General features: G+C 52.1%; 13 protein-coding genes (1 of these 13 only partly in view). 10 read left to right on the forward strand and 3 right to left on the reverse strand.

Annotated features, from left to right (window positions below; all coding sequences use genetic code 11):
* Positions 1-4: 4 nt before the first annotated feature.
* The 5 genes from LOS79_RS29970 (at position 5) to LOS79_RS29990 (ending at position 13,404) form a co-directional block, all read left to right on the forward strand.
* A complete protein-coding gene (locus tag LOS79_RS29970; RefSeq protein ID WP_315414524.1) occupies positions 5-2,362 on the forward strand; it encodes a hypothetical protein in 2,358 nt (785 codons plus the stop codon).
* A gap of 338 nt (positions 2,363-2,700) precedes the next feature.
* Positions 2,701-4,116: an ABC transporter substrate-binding protein gene (locus LOS79_RS29975; protein ID WP_315414525.1), complete on the forward strand. Its 1,416-nt coding sequence runs from the start codon at positions 2,701-2,703 to the stop codon at positions 4,114-4,116.
* Between the two features lie 75 nt (positions 4,117-4,191).
* Positions 4,192-5,130 carry a carbohydrate ABC transporter permease gene (locus LOS79_RS29980; RefSeq protein ID WP_315414527.1) on the forward strand — a complete coding sequence of 313 codons (939 nt, stop codon included), beginning with the start codon at positions 4,192-4,194 and terminating at the stop codon, positions 5,128-5,130.
* Complete coding sequence (locus tag LOS79_RS29985; RefSeq protein ID WP_315414528.1) at positions 5,127-5,996, forward strand: carbohydrate ABC transporter permease; 870 nt, start codon at positions 5,127-5,129, stop codon at positions 5,994-5,996. The genes LOS79_RS29980 and LOS79_RS29985 overlap by 4 nt, the downstream gene beginning before the upstream one ends.
* A gap of 43 nt (positions 5,997-6,039) precedes the next feature.
* Positions 6,040-13,404 (forward strand): DUF5695 domain-containing protein, encoded by a 7,365-nt coding sequence (locus tag LOS79_RS29990; protein WP_315414529.1) that lies wholly within the window; start codon positions 6,040-6,042, stop codon positions 13,402-13,404.
* A gap of 186 nt (positions 13,405-13,590) precedes the next feature.
* On the opposite strand, the gene LOS79_RS29995 is transcribed toward LOS79_RS29990, so the two are convergent.
* Positions 13,591-14,478 (reverse strand): helix-turn-helix domain-containing protein, encoded by an 888-nt coding sequence (locus LOS79_RS29995; protein WP_315414530.1) that lies wholly within the window; start codon positions 14,476-14,478, stop codon positions 13,591-13,593.
* Positions 14,479-14,616: 138 nt separating this feature from the next.
* Between LOS79_RS29995 and LOS79_RS30000 the strand changes: the two genes are divergently transcribed.
* Entirely contained in the window at positions 14,617-16,275 is a 1,659-nt protein-coding gene (locus tag LOS79_RS30000) for a glycoside hydrolase family 43 protein (protein WP_315414531.1), read from the forward strand.
* A 209-nt stretch (positions 16,276-16,484) separates the two neighbouring features.
* Here LOS79_RS30000 and tnpB read toward each other — a convergent pair whose 3' ends face one another.
* Positions 16,485-17,618, reverse strand: a complete 1,134-nt coding sequence (gene tnpB, locus LOS79_RS30005) for an IS200/IS605 family element RNA-guided endonuclease TnpB (protein ID WP_315414534.1) — start codon at positions 17,616-17,618, stop codon at positions 16,485-16,487.
* 178 nt (positions 17,619-17,796) lie between these two features.
* Between tnpB and LOS79_RS30010 the strand changes: the two genes are divergently transcribed.
* Positions 17,797-18,573 (forward strand): Cof-type HAD-IIB family hydrolase, encoded by a 777-nt coding sequence (locus LOS79_RS30010; RefSeq protein WP_315414536.1) that lies wholly within the window; start codon positions 17,797-17,799, stop codon positions 18,571-18,573.
* A gap of 105 nt (positions 18,574-18,678) precedes the next feature.
* On the forward strand, positions 18,679-20,991 hold the full coding sequence (locus tag LOS79_RS30015; RefSeq protein ID WP_315414538.1) for a glycoside hydrolase family 95 protein: 2,313 nt from the start codon (positions 18,679-18,681) through the stop codon (positions 20,989-20,991).
* 80 nt (positions 20,992-21,071) lie between these two features.
* Here LOS79_RS30015 and LOS79_RS30020 read toward each other — a convergent pair whose 3' ends face one another.
* On the reverse strand, positions 21,072-21,623 hold the full coding sequence (locus tag LOS79_RS30020) for a helix-turn-helix domain-containing protein (protein WP_315414540.1): 552 nt from the start codon (positions 21,621-21,623) through the stop codon (positions 21,072-21,074).
* 197 nt (positions 21,624-21,820) lie between these two features.
* Between LOS79_RS30020 and LOS79_RS30025 the strand changes: the two genes are divergently transcribed.
* Both LOS79_RS30025 and LOS79_RS30030 read left to right on the forward strand, forming a co-directional pair.
* Positions 21,821-22,480, forward strand: coding sequence for an alpha/beta hydrolase (locus LOS79_RS30025; protein WP_315414541.1), 660 nt, complete (start codon positions 21,821-21,823; stop codon positions 22,478-22,480).
* Between the two features lie 6 nt (positions 22,481-22,486).
* Positions 22,487-22,938: the 5' portion of a DODA-type extradiol aromatic ring-opening family dioxygenase gene (locus LOS79_RS30030; protein ID WP_315414543.1), read on the forward strand. It continues 319 nt past the right edge of the window; only the first 452 of its 771 coding nucleotides appear in the window; its start codon is at positions 22,487-22,489; its stop codon lies off the right edge, out of view.

A 22,938-nucleotide genomic window follows, 5' to 3' on the forward strand; every position in this document is an offset into this window, starting at 1 on the left:
AATAATGGCAGATGATCCGGCAGGGATGAACTGGGTCATTGATGCCGGCTATGTTAAGGAAGCCGGTTACTCTGATGAAGACAAACGGTTCGGGCAGTGGAGTGTTACAGCAGACGGTGAGCGGATTGAGAGCACCAGCCTGCAGCCGCATATTGAAGTGGTGGAGGATCAAGCGGCCACGGTTACTTTTGTACATGATAAGCTTACCGTTCAATATGAATACCTGCTGGATACTCACGGGGAGTGGACCTGGAGTATCCGCTGCTTCAATCCCAGCAAGGCTGCTGTACTGCTTAGCGGGTTCCACAGCTGGTTCTCACTGGCTTATATCATGTTCCGCGATCATGATGTCTTGAGGAATATTAAGCATTCCTGCGCCGTATTTCCGCATGTGGGCGGGGATTACAGTAAATTCGCGGCTGTAAGGCGAAGCAATGAGGCCCCGCATCTTGCGGTGTACAGCACCGGTGAGCGTGTTGCCGCATTTGGAACGTATTGCAGTTATGTTAACCGGTTCCTGGAGCAGGTCTCGCCGTCACTGGACGGAATGCTGTACCACCGCTTATCCTTTGTGGAGGATGGAAGCTCGATGGAGCAGTCGGCGGACCATGACTGGATTTACGGCGGCGACTATACCTCTATGACCCTTGAGCCTGCGGGCGAAAGAGTATGGTCCTTTGTTTTTACAACCTTTAATGAACAAGAAGAATTCTACGCCAAAGCGAAACAATACGGGCATCCGGGCTGGAATTATTCGTCCGTGACGACTACAGAAGGGAAATTTATTGCCGAAGTGGAATTGCCGGAAGCAGAAGCCCTGCAGTCGGTGACCATTTACAGCGTAACAGATGATACAGGGGCTGTTCATGAGACGGATGTCTCAAATGAATTCAAGATAGTTCCTAATACTTCATCTAAACGTTTACGCGCAGTGCTGCCGCTCAGGTCAGCCGGAGAGATCAAGCTGGTTGCCGAGCTTACTAACGGAAAATGTGATGTGCTGGTCGGAAACGTTCTTGAGCCGGTACATAAGATTCTTGAGGAAAGAGCAGCCTGGCTGTGCAGCAACAGCTTTAACACGGATTCCGTAACCCGCCCTTACTCGATTCTGCCCCTATCCAATCAAGGGGAATCGCTGGGCAAACTGTCATTTATCCTGATGAAGAATCTTCTGTCCCCTCCAGTAACGGCACAGGTGAGAAAGGTTGAACTCACTGCCTTCCTTGATCTGAAGCATCACTGGTTTGAACACGGGGATTTCCTGCTTCCGAAACCGCTGTACGGGTCCTTCTACCGTATTTATGATTTTGATTATATCGGCCATGTCTATTATCTATTGTCCAAATTCGATAAATCTCATTTATATTACGGAACTCCGGAGATGTATCTGACCTGGGCTGCCGAGGTTATGTGTATGCGGCTCGATCCGCAGTGCCACCGGAATAAACGTGAGCAGGAAGAATCCCAGCTGGTAGGGGTGTTTATTCTTTATATAGCAGACCTGCTGGAGGACTTGCATAAGCGGGGGTTAACGGACTGGCATGATAGGCTTAACAAGCTTTGGCTGACGCTTGTACGCGGGCTGCAGCAGGGCTCGGCAACCTATGAGGGGGCTGTGACGGAGCATTTTTATGACAATGCCGGCTTTGCGCTTACCTGCCAGGCGCTGTGCCTGGCCGGATTCACTGCTGAAGCGAAGCGGTATGCCCCGCTGATCATTGCCAACACCGGATTCAGTAATGATTACAGGGCCAATGCTCCGGACCGCTGGTGGGAAGCCTTATCCTTCATGACGCATTCGTTATGGGGCGGATTAGCGGCAGGTGCTGCCCGCCTCGCTTATGAGACGCTTGGAGATATCCGGCTGCTCGAAGCCGGTTACCGGGCAACGATGGCTATGTTCAACTGCTATGACTGGAACGTTCATTCGACCACCCGCAGGCTTAAGCCCGGTGAGGCCGCTTCAACGTACAGCATTGCCGCTCCGAATCTGAATATGCCTGAGCTGTCCCGAAACCGCTTTGGGCAATCCATTTTCAAAAAATCGAGTGATCCGTTATTCAGCAGCCTGTTCGCAGACATCGAAGGGGATGACTGGGATATGGGAGAAGAGCTGGTCGCTTATCTGCTTGGTTTCGGATCAACCACCTACCTGTATACCGACAGCGAAGGGAAGCTGCAATGTGTAAACGGCCTGATTGAGCCGGCAGGGGAAGGCTGGATGATTACAAGCTATGCCGCCTACCCGACCAGATACCTGATGCCGGAGCAGGGACTCGTCTTCGGCTCAGCAGCAGGGGAAATAGTTAAGCGCGTCCTATACGCAGATGGTAAATTTGAAAGTGCAGAATTGAAGATTTAGCCAGCAGAAACCCGAAAGCAGGCATTGCACGGCCGGCTTTCGTTCTTTTTAAACGTTTTACTTAAATGTACTGATTGAAATTTCATAAATATAGGTTGGAATATCTGGTTTTTCAATCTAAACTATGGGTGCTATAATCAAGTAAGCGCTTCCCAAGTAGGGCGGTTATAGGGAAAAAGGGTGAATTGCACAGCAGAGAACGGGTAGCGCAAATAATGTCTGAATGAATCACTTCTTAGCAAATTTTTATGGACTTTATGCTAAACGTTTAACCAGAAAGCCGGGTTAAATGGATAGACATACAAATTCAAGCTAATTTCGAAGGGAGATCAGAGGCAATGAGAACAGGAAAGAAACTTGGGGCAGGTCTTATTCTAACCACACTCTTAGTGGGTGCCGCTGGATGCGGAGGCAATGAGGCGAATACAAACAAAAACGCAAGTGCAAGCACTAACTCACCCGCATCTGAAGCAACCAAAGCACCCGAGGCATCTGCAGAAAAGGTCAAAATTATTTACTCCATGTGGGGAAGCGCGGCTGAAGGAAATACAACCCAGGCCGTAGCAGACCGGTTCAATGCTTCCCAGGATAAAATCGAAGTAGAAGTGCAGGCGATCCCTTGGGAGAACTACATGACAAAGTTGAATACGCTTGCAACAGCCGGCCAGCTGCCGGATACAGGAATGCTGAAGGAGGACGGTGTCATCCAGTGGTCCTCTGAAGGGATGCTGAATGATGTAAGCTCCATGTACGAAGGCAGCGACAGCAAGCCGCTGGACAGCCTGGCCTACAAATATCAAGGCAAGCCTGTAGCTTATGCCGCGGCCAATGAAATTCTCCTTCTCTATTATAACAAAGACATGTTTGATAAAGCGAATGTGCCGTATCCGCCATCTGCACTCGATCAGGCCTGGACCTGGGATCAATTCGTAGATGCTGCCAAGAAGCTGACGAATGACAAGAACGGCAAACATCCCGGCGAGGACGGCTTCGATTCACAGGGGATTGTCCAGTTCGGTGCTTCGGTTGAGAACCTTCCGTGGCAGCTCGAGACGTGGGCGCTCAGTAACGGCGGAGGCTTCTATTCCAGTGATGGTTCAGAAGTTAAGGTCGGGGAGGACGCAAGCATTGAAGCGATTCAGCGGGTGGCCGACCTGTACTTGAAGGATCATGTTGCTCCGCTCTCTGTCGGACAGACTGACGATGGGATCCAGCGTACGATTATTGCCGGTACTGTCGCTATGGCGACTAATGGACAGTGGAACGTGGGAACCAGCCTGAATACGGCAAAAGAAGAAGGGCTGAACTACGGCGTAGCTGTTCTGCCGTACATGAAGGATAAAATCACGATCAGCACCGGCGGTGCCAATGTTGTATTCTCCCAGACCAAACATCCGAAAGAAGCGATGGAATGGCTGAAATGGTATAACTCCGAGGAGAACAACTGGGAACTGATCTCTTCAGGCATCTGGATGCCGACGCTGGATAAATGGTATAAGGATGAGACGCTCACCCGCAAATGGGTAGAGAATCCAAACTTCCCTCCGTATGAGGAATACAAATCAGCGGTTGTTGATTATGCGCAGTCCTCTGCAGCGAGACCTGCAGCCTGGTTCTATACGAACTATACAACAGACTTTAACACATTGCTCGGATCGGTGCTGGGAGATGTCTGGACCGGTAAGACTACCGCCAAAGAGGCAATTACCAAGAATCTCGATGCCCTGAAGGCAGCTCATACAGGCAACAAATAAATATAAGTCAGGGGATGACTGCCGGTACTTCATAAGCGGCGGTTATCCCCTGCACATAAGGTGGGGGAGCAAGGTATGGAAACCATTAAGATGCAGCCCATTAGTAAACTGCAAAAGCGGCGTCCCCGGATTTTTTCGGCCGAAGCGCGTGTAGCTTATATCTGTTTAATTCCTGCTTTTCTGGGACTAATCTTTCTGACCTATTTACCGCTTGTCGGGGTGCTGGGAATCAGCTTAACGAATTGGACCGGGCTTAAGAGCCCTGAATTCATCGGCTTCGAGAATTACATCAAAATATTTACTACCGACCCTTATATTAAGGATTCGATTATCTCGACTATCTACTTTGCGGCATTGTCTGTAGCGGGAAGCATGATTTATTCACTGTTTATTGCACTGCTGCTGAACCGGAAAATTCCGGCGAGAGGATTCTTCCGCGCTGTGTTCTACGTTCCTTATGTACTGCCGGCTGCAGCGATCTATGTAGGATGGTCCTGGCTGTATGAGGGGAACTTCGGTTTCTTCAACTATATCCTCTCTGAGCTGGGGCTGAACAAAATTCTGTTCATCGCAGATTCCAGCTATGTTGTCCCTTCCCTCTCGCTGATTTCGGTTTGGCTGTCAGGAAATCTCATAGTTATCTTCCTGGCGGGCCTGCAGAACGTTCCGGCCGTATACCATGAAGCTGCGGAGATGGATGGCGCGAACGGATGGAAACGCTTCCGGCATATCACGCTGCCATGTATGTCACCGATTATTTTCTACAATCTGCTAATGAGCCTCATCGCCAACCTTCAAGTTGTAACGCCTGCGCTGGCCTTAACGAACGGCGGCCCGGGCAACTCCTCCCGGTTCCTGACCTATCTGATGTATGACCAGGCTTTCGTGAATTACAGATTAGGTTACGCGTGCGCAACGACCCTGATCATATTTGCTATCCTGGCTGTATTTACCACAGTGTTGTTCAGGACCTCGGGCCGGTGGATCTACAATGAAGGAGGCGACGACAAATGAGCACAGCGGCATACGGCAGACTGAAAAGCAAGAAACGCAGAACCAGAACGATGAACATAATCACTTTTGCCGTCGTCATTTTTTTCGCCATACTCGCTATCTTCCCGATCTGGTGGATTTTCCGCACCTCACTCATGACGAACGCTGAAATCTACAAATACCCGCCTTCGCTGATTCCGGACAACTGGCTCTTCTCCAACTATGAGAAGACCCTGAAGGTATTTAAATTCTGGAAATATCTTTGGAACACAATGGTCATCATCGTTCCTTCCTGTCTGGCAGGCACATTTACGGCTACGCTCTGCGGATATGCCTTTGCAAGACTGCGTTTCCGCGGGAAAAGCTTCATCTGGGCACTCTGCGTGGGTTCGATGCTCCTGCCTGCGATGGTAACACTGATTCCGCTGTATATCGGCTGGACGCGCGGGCTGGGCTTCAATGACAGCTACTGGCCTTTGATTCTGCCGTATTTCTGCGGCGGGGGTGCATTCAATATTTTCCTGATCCGCCAGTTCATCATGTCCATTCCGCGGGAGCTGGATCAGGCAGCAACCATTGACGGCGCCGGTTATTTCCGGATCCTGTTCAATATCATCATACCCGCCATCCGGCCGGCGATGATCGTCGTTGCTTTGTTCATCTTCATCGGGCTGTGGAATGATCTGCTTCAGCAGATGATTTATATTAACTCAAGCGATAAATATACGATTGCCCTTGGACTTACCAATTTCCGGGGACAGCTCAAAAGCGACTGGTCGTTAACGATGGCCGCAACCTGCTTGTCCTTTGCTCCAGGCGTCATTTTTTATTTAGTCGGCCAGAGGTATTTCGTAGAGGGTATCACACTTACCGGCTTAAAGAATTAATCCGAGCCCCATTGCTAATACAACATGTACACAGGAGGTTACAATGACGATGATTTCAAAAAAGTGGAGGCCGCTTACGGTCGCGCTGCTGCTGGCTGTTCAGAGTGTGCCGCTCCAGGTTAGTGCTTCGCCTGCGGATGCAGCAGCGGCTGTGAAGAATGGTATCTCCAATGCCAGCCTGTCGGCCAAAGTCGGTGATCTGGGCCAGATTGAAGAGCTGTATATCAACAACAATCCTGCCAATAAACAGGGGAAGCCGATCAATTTCGTACTGCCTAATACTACATCACCGCAGAATGGCATCCAGCACCAGTGGATGGGGGAGATGATCTTCTCTTACCGCACCGGTGCCAGTGCACAGTTCCCTGAGGGCAGGGACGGCTTTGTAGAAGTAGATACCAACAAAACACTGGCCGCCGGCGGGTCCACACAATATTCCTCCATCAATCCGGCTAACCCTTATATGAACAAGACAGCTTCAGCAGACGGCAAGAAGGTCGAGATTAACTTCATCGGGCAGAACCTGGATTCTGCCGCGCAGCGGGTAATGAAAGGCTTTGATGTAAAGTCTGTCTTCGATATGGAGACGGATGACGGTTCAATGCTGTGGGAAATTACGGTGAAGAACAAGAGCAGTGAGTACATCGAATTCGGGGATATCGGCCTGCCGATGCCTTGGAATAATAAATACCAGACCTTATCCGATACCTATGATGACCGTCTGACCGTGCATAATTTCGCCGGTGCCGACAGCGGGTATTCCTATGCCATCCGCACCAGCGGCGAAGGAAACTTTATGATGTTCACCCCGGTGCCGGAGAGCGGTGCACGGATCGAGTATGTGGATTATTGGATGCATGAAGCCGGAGAGCAGCGTGCTGCGGATACCTTCGCGAACTGGACAGGCGACAGCGGCGGCTGGTACCCGGGGCTGAACGTGCTGTATATCCACTCGAAGGACATCCAGAAAACCGGGCGCGGCTATTTCACCGATGCCTCCAGCCTGGTGCTGGGACCGGAAGAGTCCAAAACGTATAAGTTCAAATTCTCGGCGGTCCGTGCCGGTGATAATACGCCGCAGGAAAGCGCCCAGAGCCCGAATAACAGTTCAACCTCGATGGAGGACCGCGAGGCCAATCTCCGGTCGGTTCTTTACAAATCAGGCATGATTGATGCCGTAGCGGTGCCGGGCTTCCAGACAGCGATCAATATGCCCGTAAAGCTGGACTTGCACTACGATGACAGTATCGTTGATGTACAGTCAATTGAAATTCAGAATGTGGCTGAGAATGATCCGTTTGATGAAGCGCATATTCCGGATATTAAGCCGGGCAAGAGCCGGCAGGAGATGGTCGATAACTCGCGGATTGGACGCGGGCTTCCCGGCGGGAATCCGGGCTACACTGAATCATATGAGTTTGTAGAGACCAAGATTGTAAATGGTGAACAGCACCATATCTATTCCCTGCAGTTCGATTCAATCGGCAACAACAGTGTGCGTGTGGAATATAAGCTGAAGAACGGCAGTGAATGGGTCGATAAATTCACCCAATATGAATTCAATGTTCTGGCCGAGCTGGATGCTACCTCGGAAGCCCATTCTGAATTCATGGTGGAGCAGACACAGGACAAGAACCCCGAAAGTCCGACTTACGGCAACTATTTCGACTGGTATCTTACCGGCGGTAAAGACGGGAACATTAACCACTGGGGGGATGACTGGAGCCACGATAATATCAACTTCATGACGATGAAGAACTATCTTGCTCCCGATCCTGATGAAATCCGTTCTATTGAGACCTACCTGATCGATTTCATGTGGGAACGGTTCATGAAGAATACCCAGGACAGCTATATCGTTGCGAACTGGCTTAAGGATTCCGGGGCGTATACCGATAAGGACAAGCCTTATACACGGACATTCTCCGAGATAATGGAAGCTACCGGATTCTTCAATATGTACCGGATCCAGAAGGCGTATCCTAATCTGATTGAATACCGGAAATCACCGCAGTTCTATCTGGAGAAGGCTTATAACATCTACTATAAGCGTGTCTCCACCGGAGCCATCGGCTTCTATGGCGAGCAGCAGATCCCGGATATGATTGAAGCGCTGAAAGAAGAGGGAATGCCGGCTGAGTCGGCTAATCTGCAGAAGAAATTCGCCCTCGACAAGGCACGGAACATGACTTACGCCAATTATCCTTACGGCTCGGAATTTGAGTATGACAACACCGGTGAAGAAGGCGCCTATGCAGCAGCGAAGGCGCTGCGCACTTACTATCCTGCGGATGCGCGTGCGGAAGCCGCTGAGGCAAGCATGGAGATGGCCGACTGGAAGACCCGGGCGATGCGCGGAATCCAGCCGACCTGGTTCCATTATTCTGTGCCGGTCTTCCGCGGCGGTGAAGGCTGGTGGAACTTCCAATATACCGCTTCATTAGCAGGATATATTATGGATGACTGGCTCCGCTATGAGGATGACGGCAGATCCGCCGAGCAGACCGCGGTTGCGCAGCAGCGCAACTATGCTGCGAAGATTTCAAACTTCAATGCCGTCAACATGGGGCAGATTACGGCTAATGCTGTCGGCAGCACCTCCTGGAGATATTCGATGTATAAAGGAGGAACCGGAACCAAGGACGTGTACGATGGCGGCTCGCGAGTAATGAGCAACGGCTGGAATGATTTCTCCGGTGAATCGGAAGAAGGCCTGTATGGCTCCCTGCTCAGCATCAGCTCCGATATTGTGACAGATCCGGTATTCGGGCTGTTCGGATATGGTGCACTGGTGACTGACGAAGGCGGCAGCTACCGGATTACACCAAAAGACGGCTTCGGCAAGCGGATCAATCTGCTTGATGAGAAGATCTATCTGGAGATGGAAAGCGATAAAGTTGAAAGCGCAAAAATCAAAAAAGACGGCACTGCCTTTACACTGCAGCTTCTTAATCCTGCCGGGAAGGAGCATGCCTCACGGATTTCGTTTGACGGGGCCGGAATGGACAATGGCTATTATACCCTTAAGCTGAATGGTGAAGATGCCGGACAGTTCTATGTGAAGAATAACAAAGGCGTGGCCATGTTCCAGATGGACAGCGTACAAAATGCTGAATTGATCATTGAAAAATCTGCCGGGGGCGAGAATGAGGCTCCGCAGATTACAGCCGAGCTTGCGACGCAGAATCCGCAGGCGCTGATTCCATTCATGCTGAACGGGATAGTAACCGATGACGGTGCACCGGATGGTACACTCGCCTATGAGTGGGAAGTGGTTAGCACTCCGGAAGGCGGGAAGCTGAGCTTCAATCATCCGCAGGCAAGCATCACCCAGGCTACCGGTACCAAGGAAGGCTCTTATACCGTTAAGCTTAGCGCAAGTGACGGGCAGAAGACCGGTTCCGGCCAGGTGACCTTTGAGCTGGCTGCACCGCCCGAGAAACAGCCTCCGGCCATCGGCCCGGTGACTGCGGTCCAGGATGTTGCCAATAACAGTATTGTGGTATTGTCCGGGGAGGCAACTCCTGACCCGGTGCACAGCGGGGCTGAAGAGTCTAAGCTGGCGTATACATGGGCGGTTAAGCAAAAGCCGGATGGCGCAGCCGATATCTCCTTCGTGAACGCTGATCAAGCAGCAGCCTATGCGCGTGTAAGCAAGGCTGGCACGTATGTGTTTACCTTCACAGCAGCAGACGGGGACAAGAAGGCCAGCAAGGATGTAACGGTTGAGATCAAGGAAGACACTGTAGATGCTTACCGGGCACTCAGCGTAGTGACCAAGAAGGATACTGCTCCGGTGCTTTCCGGCCAGGTCAATATTCTGTCTGAGGAAGGGTATAGTCCGAAGGAGATTGCCTGGGAGGCTATTGATCCGGGCAGCTATGCGAGCATCGGCCAGTTCGAAGTGAAGGGTAAGGTCAAAGGCAGTGAGCTGGAGGTCCGGGCCACCGTATATGTGGTGAATACAGGGCTGCAGAATGCAGCACCGACAGCCAAAGCCTCCGCGAGCTTCTCCGGCGGCGACGGATATCCTGAAGCCATGAATAACGGCATTGAACCGAAGAGCTCGGCAGACTTCTCGCCGAACCGCGGTGCTGCGAACAGCGCATGGCATAACTGGGGAAGAGAAGGAGATCCGGCCTGGGTCATGTATGAATGGGATGAGCCATTCCTGGCCTCTTCTATGGATGTCTATGTGTTCCAGGACGGCGGCGGGAACTTCCGCCCGAAGGATATGCAGCTTCAGCTTCGCGGCGAGGACGGGAAATGGTATACCCCCCGGGCCGTAAAAGGGCTTGGCAATGAGTTGAATAAGTACAATACAACTACCTTCGAGCCTGCCTTTATTACAGGTGTCCGTATTGACATGAAGCCTTCGGTGAATGGCAGCGGTATTCTGGAATGGAAGGTGAACGGCTACACAGGGGCAGTAGACAAGTCGGAGCTGGTCAAGGTCTACAATTATGTGAATACCTTAAAGGCAGCGAACTTAGTAGAGCCCGGACTTACGCCGATCGAAGCGGCGAAGGCAGAAGCTTCAGCTGTAATCAAGAATATGAATGCTGCAGACGGGGAGATTTCCCTGGCGCTTGAGAAGCTGCTGACCGGTCTGCGTCTGCTCAGCCCGCGTGAGCATAATATGGCCTTCTTAGCGAATGCATCCTCCAGCTACACCTCCCCGTGGGAGAGTCTGGCTGCGGTGAATGACGGGAAGAAGGAGGGTGACAGCCTTCCGCACTGGGGAACCTGGGGCCGTGAAGGTGCAGAAGAGTGGGTGCAATATGAATGGCCGCAGGGTGCTGTCATCCAAAGCTCGAATCTAGTGGTATGGTCTGATGGAGGCGGGATTTTGGCGCCTACAAAGGTTGAGTATTCCTACATCCCGGCAGGCAGTGTTACTGACGAATGGGTAACCGCAGGAACGGTTACTGATGACATCAAGGTGGCTGTCGATACTCCGGTTGGGTCCTCCAATCCGTATACGTTTGCTCCGGCGCTGGAAGTGAAGGCGCTGCGGGTTACCCTGACGAAGCAAGAGGCAGACGGCAACGGTGTTGGCCTATGGGAGTGGGAGGTTATCCGGGGTGTATCGGTCCGCCCCGCACCAGTTACTCCGGCCGGGGCAGCACCGTCCATCCTCCATGGGGCGGACGGCAAGCTGACCGGTGTGACAACGGAAATGGAGTATAAGAAGGAAGGCGCAGTAGAATATACTGCAGTTACAGGAACCGAGGTTACAGGTCTTACTGCCGGTAAGTATTATGTCCGGTATACGGCGGCCGGAACGCTGAGCGCCAGCCTGGATAAGGAAGTAATGATTCCTGAAGGGCAGCAGCAGGAGCAGGCGGCGCCGGATTCAAGCCGTTGGACCATCACACACGCCAATACGGATACTGGGCAAACCGGGGTAATCGCTGGCGTATACGAAACGATGGAGTACCGGAAGCTGGGTGATGTAAATTATGTGCTTGTATCCGGTACAAGGATAGATAATCTGGAGCCAGGCAGCTATCAGATCCGGTACGCAGCCACAAACAGCTTGAAGGCAAGCCCGCCGGTAACCGTGGACATCCGCAATGAAGCCAAGGAAGACAGGGAGGCGCCAACAGCAGATGGGCTGGTCATTACGCCGCCTGCAGCGGCAGGCGGAAACGACGGGAAGATTGGCAATGTAACTGACGATATGGAATACCGCAAGCTGGATAGCGGAGCATATATTCCGGTCAGCGGTACCAGCATTGAAGGTCTGGAGGCCGGCAGCTATGAGCTGCGGTATGCCGGAACGGATACGAGTAATCCAAGTCCTGCTATCCTGATCGTAATTCCGGACGGAGCCAAGCAGGAGCAGAATCCGCCGGCAGGCGGAATGGTCAAGGCTGTTAATGTCAGTGCAGCCGGGGCCAAGGACGGGAAGATCACTGGTGTGAGTCCAGCGATGGAATACCGGCAAGCGGGTGGAGCCGGCGGCGGCTGGACGGTTATCACAGGCACAGAGGTTACAGGTCTAGACATTGGAACCTATGAAGTGAGAGTTAAGGAAACGGCAACTCATTATGCGAGCCCGTCCCTTACAGTCGTCATCAGCAATCCGGATATTGATCCGGGACTGACACCAACGCCGACACCAACACCGACACCAACGCCGACACCAACACCGGCGCCGACATCGGCAGGAGCGGATGTGCCTGTACCGGCCAAAACTCCTTCACCTACTCCTGTAAGCATCAAAGTCGAAGGACATTTGATTAAGGTTGACTTACCGAAGGCGGATGCCGCAACCGGAATAGCCAAAGCAGCGCCAGTCCGCCAGGAGGACCTGAATAAGGCGCTGGAGCAGGCGCAGCAGGGCAGCGGCAATGTGAAGACGCTCCGGGTGGAAATACCGGAAGCGGAAGGTGCACATGCCTATGCGGTTGAGCTTCCTGCAGCGGCATTAACCTCGGATAAAGGCAATGTCATGATAGAGATTGCTACAGAGTTCGGTGTGATAGTTGTCCCTTCCAATATGCTGAAGAGCACAGCGGCGGGAGCTAAGAGTGTGGAACTGACATTTGCCCGGGTGGATGCTGCGAAGCTTGATCCGGCAGCGAAATCCTTAATCGGCAGCAAACCTGTTATTGCCTTAACTGTCCTATTGGACGGGGCAGCAGTAGCAGCCGATAAGCTGAATGCACCGGCACAAGTCAGATTGCCATATGCTCCTCAAGCTGGAGAATTGGCCAATGCCAAATACCTTGCAGTTTCCTATGTGGCTGCTGACGGCAAGCTTGTCCGGCTGCCGGCTGCCGGATACGACAGCACGCTGCAGGCCATGGTATTTACAGCCGCCAATACAGGCGAATATGCTGTGCTGTATACCAAGAAGGATTTCAGTGATGTAATCAAGGATTCGTGGTATGCGCCGGCGGTTGAGATGATGGCCTCCCAAGGCTTCATCGACGGGACCTCGGAGGCAAGCTTCAGTCCCGGCCAGCAGATCACCAGAAGTGAGTATCTGGCCTGGCTGGTAAGAACGCTGGGGCTTACAGCGGATTTCAGTGCCAACTTCAGTGATGTGGAGCCTACAGACCGTTATTATGACGAGATCGGAATCGCCAAAGCGCTTGGAATTGCTCTGGGCTCAAATGACAGCTTCCGTTCTGATGCGGAAATTACCAGACAGGATATGGCTGTACTGACCATGAGGGCCTTACGGGCGGTGGGTGCAGACCTGCAGACGGGTACGCCTGAGGAGCTCAAGAAATTTAAAGATGCCGCAAGTATAGCCAAGTACGCGGCGGATGATATGGCTGCAATGGTTACAATGGGCTTCGTGAACGGGCGGGGCAATGTCAGCCTGAGTCCTGCCGGAACCACAACCAGAGCAGAAGCTGCTCAGGTGCTGTACAAGATTTTCCTGCAGCAATAATAGAAATAAACGGCCTTGGTCCTATATATATAGGGACTGGGGCCGTTTTTTTAATATCTCTTGGGGTCCCCGCAAAGTACCTGAATCATCATCGGAGCTATACTCCACTTTGTGGGGTTTTTTTGGGGTCCCCGCAAAGTACCTGAATCATCATCGGAGCTATACTCCACTTTGTGGGGGTAATTGTTAATCTGCTTTCCGAAACTCAGACGGGTTCATTCCGGTCCAGCGTTTGAACTGTCTGCTGAAGTGCGACAGATTGTTATAGCCTAAACGGCCTGCAATCTCATCCAGGGATAGCTTCGGCTGCTGGAGCAGAATTTTCGCTTCCTGCAGCTTGAGGCCGGACAGATATTTCCGCGGTGACATATGATAGATCTTTTGAAAAACCTCCAGTCCATAATTAGGGCTGATCCCGAGCGAAGCTATGATAGGCTGGATATGAACGGTATAGCCCTCATTTTCCGGGATCATGCTGGTCTTGAACGCCCGCTTAATCGCCTCGGCAATTTCTTTCGCATATTTGGCCGTGGTCATGGACTGGTGTGTACCAGTACCCGCCGGTAGCGGCTGTATCTCCACCAGAACCCCGAGCAGCTCAAACAGGACCACCTGTGCTCTAAGTTTAGCCTGGGTGAAAGAAACAGCCTCATCCTCTAAGATGCCGATCCAGCTTAACAAACACTCCTTCAACTTGTCATGATACGGGTTCGCCGGCGCATAGACCCAGTCGCAGTTCTTCAGGATTTGCATGCGTAAAGCAGGTTCATCAATATCAAAATGAGCACAGAAATAGGTCATCGCCGCACTCGAATTACAGCTGTTGGTATGCTCAAAGCCAGGCGGTATAAGGAGGATATCCTCTTTTGCCAGAATAAAGGCTTCATTCTCAATCCAGGTGTGCTGCGTGCCGTCTAATACAATTAGTATTTCAAAAGCATGGTGGGATTCCTTGGCCATTGACCAGCCGGCAGGGACGGTCTGCTTGTGTGCGCCGAAAAACCGGATATTCCAGTCGATCCGCGGAAGAAGCTGAGTCCTGCCTCCGGCAGCCTCATCCGGATAATCTTCCATGTTATAATCCCACCTTTGATTTGGGTAAATTCACCCTTACTTGTACCATCGTATCCCCGGGGTATTAGTTATTATAATATAGCTGAGCAACAGGAAACAAAGCCGTCATCAGGCGGCGAAAAGAACGGAGAAATGACAATGATCCATAATCCTGTAATTCCCGGAATGGCGCCAGACCCCTCCATTATCCGGGTGCAAGATGTTTATTATATTGCCACGTCCACGTTTCACTGGAATCCCGGCATACAAATTTATAAGTCAACGGATCTGGCCAATTGGGAGTTAATCAGTTCAGTGCTCAGAAACGGTGAGGTTGATCTCCGCGGCACCAATACACCTGCCGGAATCTGGGCACCTCACTTATCCTATGATGCCAGTACAAACAGATATTGGCTGGCGTATTCTCACATGCTGAATATGGCAGGCCGTGAATTCAACTCCGATTCCTACGTAATGTGGGCGGAGGATATTCTCGGGCCCTGGTCTGAACCCCTGTACCTGACATCCATCGGCTTCGATCCCGCTATATATCATGATGAAGACGGCAAACATTACATCTCCATCCTGGAATGGGAGACCCGGGAGGGCTATCAGGCACCAGGCCATATCGTCATTGCCGAGGCTGATTTAGTGAATGGCGGAATTACCGGCGACTGGCACCGGGTCACGCAAGGGTTCACCACCCGGGGCTGTGCGGAAGCGCCGCAAATCTACAAGCATAACGGCTATTATTATCTTATTCTGGCTGCGGGCGGAACAGGTTACGCGCATGGTGTAGAGATCGGACGCTCAAACCATATATTTGGCCCGTATGAGCCGCATCCTTCAGGAGAACCGATTATTACTTCATCGCCGCGGCATCTGTTCTCACTGGGCGACCCGGACGCAGGACATTTCGGGATGTATAATCCTAAGTCTGCTATGCAAAAAGCAGGGCATGGCTCGCTGGTAGAGACGCACACTGGCGAATGGTATATCGCTCATCTGATGTCGCGCCCGCTTGCCGGAACTCTTTTGAACCCGCTGGGCCGTGAGACCTCTATTCAAAAAATGCAATGGACCGCAGACGGCTGGCTGGAAATGAAGGACGGGTCTAATGTAGCGAAAATGGAAGTGGAAGGAATGGACGGGGGCCGGGCAGCTGCTGAACTGTCGCATGATATCCGGGATGATTTCAGTAACGCACAATATAATATCCATTTCATGACGCCTTACCGCAATCAGGAAGAGTGCTGGGTGAATACGGCAGAACGTCCCGGGCACTTGCGTATTCACGGCGGCAACTCTTTCTTCTCACAGAGCAATCCGGCGATTATGGCGACACGCGCCACTTCCTTCCATTATGAGCTGCAGGCCAAAGTAGAATTTCACCCCGATCATTACTCGGAAATGGCGGGGCTTGGACTGTACTATGATTCGAATAACTGGATTTACGCTCACTTGACGCATTCGGAGGTCTCAGGCGGAACGGTCCTGAGTCTGCTGCAGGCTAAGCTGGGGAAACGTATGGAATGGGCGCACGGCAATATTACCGTACCTGAAGGCCGGGTGGAGCTGCAGCTTGTTTATCAATCAGGAAAAGCGGACATCTATTACCGTTTGCAGGACAATGTGGCCTGGAAGCTGTTTGCCGGTGAGCTTGATGTGGCGTATTTGTCAGACGAGGGTGTGAACGGGGAGCCCGGGGAGATCGGCGGCTTTACCGGACTGTTCAATTTCATCGGCTCGGTTGACTCCCACCAGCATGATTCGTTTGCAGATTTCGGGTATTATGCGGTGAAGAATATAGGCTTGTGAATAGACTGTTAAATGAAACCGGAACAAACTGGGATTCCCCCGTTTTTCCGGTTTTGTTGTATAGTACAAGTGAACTACTCCCACCTATAGAGGTGTGAGCTTCTTGGAAACAGCCCATACTTGCTCTGGATGACGACCCTCCGAAGCAGCGGTTAGGCTTATACACCAAGCGATCCCCGCAGTCCCTGCGGTTCCCTTCAGCGTTAGATTTAGGCGGTTCCATTGAGCAGACGCAGCCCTTCTGTCCGGATGTTCCTGCTTGCATTTACGTCCCGGTCATGCGTGGTTCCGCAGCTTGGACAGCTCCATTCCCGGATGTGGAGTTCTTTTTTTCCTTCCCGGTGCCCACAGGTCGAGCAGAGCTGGCTGGAAGGGAACCAGCGTCCCACCCGGATCACTTGTTTCCCATACCACTCTGCTTTGTAGGTCAGTTTGGACAGAAAGGCGGACCACGAGACATCATGAAGACTACGGGCAAGCCTGTGGTTTCGAACCAGCCCTGTGACATTCAGAGTCTCCACACAGATCACGTCGTGGTTGTTGACGAGTTCCGTACTGAGTTTGTTCTGAAAGTCATTCCGCTGATTGGCTATTTTTTCATGCAGCTTAGCCACAAGGATACGCTGCTTCTGGTAATTACGGCTACCTGCGAGGAGGCGCCCCTCCTTCTGGGCCTGCAGCGCTCGGCGCGACAGTTTACGCTGGGCCTTGGAGAGCCGGTCTGCAGTTTTCATCAGATGCTTCGGATTCTGGACTTTCGTTCCATCGGAGAAGGCGGCAAACGAAGTGACACCGAGATCCATCCCGATGACCGAGCCGGTTAATGTCTTCGCTTCCACCTTCGTTTCGCACAGAATGGACACAAAATACTTACCGGTAGCCGTACAGGAGATGGTGGCCGATTTGATGTGGCCCTGAAGCTGCCGATGCAGCTTGATCCGCACAGGCTCCATCTTGGGCAGTTTCAAATAACGCCCTGCCACAATCGCGATGGTTCCATTCTGATTGTTCGTGGTGTAGGACTGGACCGGATGTTTACGGGATTTCCACTTTGGAAAACCGGAGGAAGGATGTCTGAAAAAGTGGGTATATGCGGCCTTCAGATGAAGCTGGGCATTAGATAGGGCCAAGCTGTCGACTTCTTTAAGAAAAGGAAATTCTTTTTTGTATTGGGCGGGTGTAGGAAGCTTGATGGGTTCACCGGTTTCCCGGTGCTTTTTGTAGGCTTCGATGCGATCATTCAGCATGAGGTTGTAGACTTTACGCACACAGCCGAAGCTTCTCACCAAGAAATCAGCCTGCGGAGCACTTGGATATAACCGAAATTTGAAAGCTTTGAGCATGAAGCGTCACCTCAACTTCTATGAATCAAAACAGGAATATATGTTCTTGTTTCGATTTTACCAAAGATCTTCTAAAAAGCAAAGACAAACCGTTATCATTCATCCCGCCACTTTAGAAGTGGGGGAATTCTGACAACGATTTGTTAAATAAAAATTATAGTAAGGGTGGCTGCATAACATGAAAGTTGTTTGCTTTGATCTGGATATGACACTCCTGGATCATCACACAGGGGAGATCAGCCGGAGCACACTGCATACCATAGAACTGCTGAGACAAACAGCAAAGATTGTACTGGCTACCGGACGGAATATGAGACTGGCAGATCATGCCCAGTATATTGAACTCCTTCAGCCGGATGCCATCATTCATATGAATGGAACCCGGGTGGAAACCGAAGGCATACTCTTATTCGAGCAGCTGCTGGATCCCGGACATATTCAGGCGATTGCGGCAAAAGCCTATGAAATGAAATGGTGCATCGGCCATACACAAGACAACATCATGTACACAACCTCCCGGCAAACCATTATTGATAGAGACATGAAACGGCTGGGACGCTGTGACCGGAGCTTTGGTGAATTACGGGATGTACTGAATGATGATTTTCATTCTTTGACAGTCTGGGAGGATTCGGAATCCATCGATAGAATGGCAGCTGAGTTCCCGATGGTCTCCTTCAATAAGTTCAGTGAAGCCTTCGGTGCCGATATTGTTCCATTACAGATTTCCAAGGCAACCGGGATGAGGTACTTGCTGGAGCGCTGGGGGTATGAATTTAAAGACGTTATCTCTGTAGGGGACAGCATGAATGATTATGAGCTGATCAAGCAATCCGGTACGGGCATAGCGATGGGCAATGCAGATCCGGTATTGAAGGAAGCGGCGGATCTGGTAACGGATGACATTGGCAAGGATGGTATTCAGAAGGCATTTGCCCGGCTTGGAATCGTGTGAGCAGAATCCGATAGAATTGTGAATGCTTGAGGTTAGGATTCTGCATTCATTTTCCCCGGAAGCTTGCCTTAGAATGAATGGGGTACAGGATGAGGGGGATAAACAATGAATGAGCAGAAGCTCTGGTTCACACAACCTGCTGAACAATGGGAAGAGGCGCTGCCTATCGGAAACGGCACTCTCGGCGGGATGATATTCGGTGCAACCGGCATGGAACGGGTCCAGCTGAATGAAGACAGCCTCTGGTACGGCGGCCGGATGGACCGCAACAATCCGCATTCCCTTGAATATCTGGAAGAGATCCGCAGCCTGCTGTTCTCGGGGAAAATCCGCCAGGCCGAGGAGCTGGCATCCACGGTACTTGTTGGTGTACCTGACGGGCAGCGCCACTATGAGCCGCTTGGCGACTTGTATCTGAATTTGGGAGATGAAGGGGAGATTGCGGACTACCACAGGCAGCTTGACCTTGATGAAGGGATAGCCCTAACTGCTTATCGTGCCGGTCAGGTTCACTACACCCGTGAATATTTCTCCAGCTGCCCGGACCAGGTTCTTGCCGTCCGCCTAAGTGCAAGCGAGCCGGGCCGGCTTAACTTCTCTACGCTGTTTGGGAGAGGAACTGTGCTTGAGCAGACTCCGTGGTCAGATATCCTCAAGCATCCGGTAGGCTTCCAGGCATACCTGGACCGGATTGAGCCCCGCGGACAAGATACGCTGGTGATCCGGGGCAGAACAGGCGGAGAGGATGGCATCCGATTCTGCTGTGCTGTGCGGCTTCAGGCGGATATGGGGCAGATTGCCTGCCGGAGCGGGCAGCTCTACTTGAAGGAAGGGACCGCCGCTACGCTGCTGGTCTCGGCATGTACTGACTTCCGGATTCCGAAGGAACAGCTGGAGGCCGAGTGTATCCGCCGGCTGGATCAGGCCTCGGCCAAGTCCTACGGGCAGCTGCGCAGCGCGCATACCGCAGATTTCCGCGCATTGTCTGATCGTGTGCAGCTGTCCCTGGAAGCTGCAGCTGATCATCCGGACAGTTCTGCCCTTCCTGTAGACCAGCGGCTGGAACGGGTCAGGGCGGGAGCGGAGGACCCGGGGCTTGTCGGCCTTTACTTCCAGTTTGGCCGGTATCTGCTGATCTCCAGCAGCCGGGCGGGCTCGCTTCCGGCCAACCTGCAGGGAATCTGGAATAAGGACATGCTGCCGGTCTGGGACAGCAAATATACAATCAACATTAATACACAGATGAATTACTGGCCTGCCGAAAGCTGCAATCTGGCCGAATGCCACGCCCCGTTATTTGAGCTGACCCGGAGGCTGCAGGAACGAGGGAGCGAGACTGCCCGTGTAATGTATGGATGCAGAGGATTCGTAGCCCATCACAATACAGATCTGTGGGCGGACACTGCACCTCAGGATGTCTGTATTACTTCGACCTTCTGGACGATGGGAGCCGCCTGGCTGTCACTGCATTTATGGGATCATTATGAGTATGGGAGGGATACCGTCTTTCTCCGGGAAGCGTATGGCACGATGAAGCAGGCGGCCCTCTTCCTGCTCGATTACCTGATCGAGGACCCTTCCGGGAATCTGGTGATCAGCCCTTCCTCCTCACCGGAGAACCGGTATGTTCTGCCCGGCGGAGAATCGGGAGCATTATGCTACGGGGCTTCTATGGACAGCCAGATTATCCGTGAGCTGTTTCTATGCTGCATCGCCAGTACGGAGATTCTCGGAGAGGATCAGGAATTTGCGCGGGAGCTGGAGAAGGCGCTGAAGCGGGTGCCGGAGCCGGCGGTCGGGCGGCATGGCCAGATTCAGGAGTGGAGCAATGACTACGAAGAGCTGGAGCCGGGCCACCGGCATATCTCCCATTTATTCGCCCTGCATCCCGGAACGCAAATTATCCCGGAGGCGGCGCCTGTACTGGCTGAAGCCGCGCGGACTACACTGCGGAGAAGGCTTGCCCATGGCGGCGGACATACCGGCTGGAGCCGGGCCTGGATCCTGAATATGTGGGCGAGGCTGGAGGAAGCGGAGCTGGCCTATGAGAACGTAATGGAATTGCTGCGTTCATCCACTTTGCCTAATCTGTTCTGCAATCATCCTCCCTTCCAGATTGACGGGAATTTCGGGGGGACCGCAGGCATAGCTGAAATGCTGCTTCAGAGCCATGGAGGAGAAATCCGGCTGCTGCCGGCTTTGCCTGCTGCCTGGGCCACCGGATCGGTCCGCGGCCTCCGGGCACGCGGGGGATATGAAGTCGATCTGTCCTGGAGAGACGGCGGGCTGGAGCGGGCTTGTATCCGCTCCCTGAATCAAGGTACGGTCAGGGTAGCGTATAAGGGGCAGCGGCTGGAGCTGGACTATCCGGAGCCGGGATTCGCTGTTACCTTGTATGCCGGTGACTGGACGAAATAAGATCTGCCGTGATGAGATGAATATCCTGTATTGTAAAAGCCCGCACTCCGGCCCATATTCGGCCGGAGTGCGGGCTTTGTTTACACAAGATCCTGTCCGTTCTCATTCTCGGTATAGATGGAGATCAGGACGGATGCCGGATCTCCGCCAATATTCTTGACGAAATGGGGAGTGCAGGCATTCCAGCTGAAAGAATCCCCTTCGCTGAATTCGGCCCCATCCTCGCCTTGCTCTGCATAGATTCTCCCTTTCAAAACCACATGTACCTCCTGCCCCTCATGGGCATGGGGAGCCTCGCCGATCATTGCGCCGGGAGGAAATTCCACGATCATCATCCGCACATTATTAGTGGAGCTGAGGTGCTCCACCTTCAGCCGGTCCGGTCCGGTTGTGGTGACTCTCCGTTCGTCCCTGCGGACAACCTGCATGCGCTCATCTTTCTTAAGCAGCAGATAAGCGAGCGGCACCTTCAGGGCACCCGCTATATTCTCCAGCGTTGAGATCGACGGCGAGGTTTTGTTGGTCTCAACCTGGCTCATGAAGCCTTGGGACAAGCCGGTAGCCTCGCAGATTTGAGCGATGGTGATGTTCTTGCGCTTCCGGATTGCCCGTATTGTAGAGCCGATATCCATGGAATCACACCTTTATAATATTTGTAATACGTAACTTAAATTCATATTATCAATTTTGTTGTTGACAAGTCAATGTGCTCTGCGTTAAATTACACATATAGAAAATATATTATTATTACTAATATTAATCATCCATCTGATCATCAAAAGACGCACATGCAGATGCAATAATAACTTATAGCAGGGAGGAAGCCTGAATGAATCCGAAATATCAATATGAAGTGAAAGTTCCGGCTAGTTGGAAGGAGGGGGAGCGGTATCCGGCCATTTTCACCCTTCACGGCAAAGGCTCGAACGAGCAGAATATGTTCGGTCTGGTTGCCCCGCTGGCTGAAGAGTTCATTATTATCGGAATCCGCGGGAATATGCCGCTGGGGCTTGGTTATCAATATTATGATCTGAAAAGCCTGGGCAATCCGGTCCGGGAAATGTTCGATCAAGCGGCTGCAGATCTTGCAGAGGTCATCTCGTATGCTACAGAGAAATATCCGATTATGCCGGACAGACGTTATTTGCTCGGCTTCAGCCAGGGAGCTATTCTATCGATGACCCTCGCGCTGACGATGGGAGGACAGCTGAAGGGAATTATTGCGCTGAACGGGTACGTTCCTGATTTTGTGAAGACGGAATATACACTGCGGAGTATGAAGAACGTATCCGTTTTTGCTTCGCACGGTGAATATGATTCTGTATTCCCTGTCCGGATCGGCCATGAGACTGCAGCCTACCTGCAGGAGCAGACGGATAATTTAACGTTTAAGCTGTACCCGTCAGACCACGGTGTAACGGAAGAGAATCAGCATGATTTCTTAAGCTGGCTCCGGCAGGATGCTGGAATTCTTAATCATAAGGAGTGAAGAGACATGATACCATCTTATTTTTTTGCACACGGGGCACCGTCTATTGTACTTGAGGATAATGACTACACTAAGCTGTTAAAGGAGTTTAAGGACCATGCACCGAGACCGAAAGCTATTGTCGTCTTCTCGGCGCATTGGGAGGAAGCGGTTCAATCTGTGGGGGCGGCAGCGGAGTATGAAACCATCTATGATTTCGGCGGCTTCCAGGATGAGCTGTATCAGATGACTTACCCGGCCCGGAGTAACCGGGAGGTAGTGGAGCAGATTCAAAGCCTGTTCGATCAGCAGGGGATAATGAATGTAACAGATGAGCGCAGAGGTCTGGATCACGGCGTATGGGCAGTATTAAAGCTGCTATATCCGGAGGCCGATATTCCGGTAATTGCATTGTCGGTGGACCGTGACCTGCCTAATGAGCAGCAATATCAGATCGGTAAGGCGCTGGCTAAGCTGCG

It is taken from the genome of Paenibacillus sp. MMS20-IR301, assembly GCF_032302195.1.
Taxonomy (GTDB): domain Bacteria; phylum Bacillota; class Bacilli; order Paenibacillales; family Paenibacillaceae; genus Paenibacillus_AQ.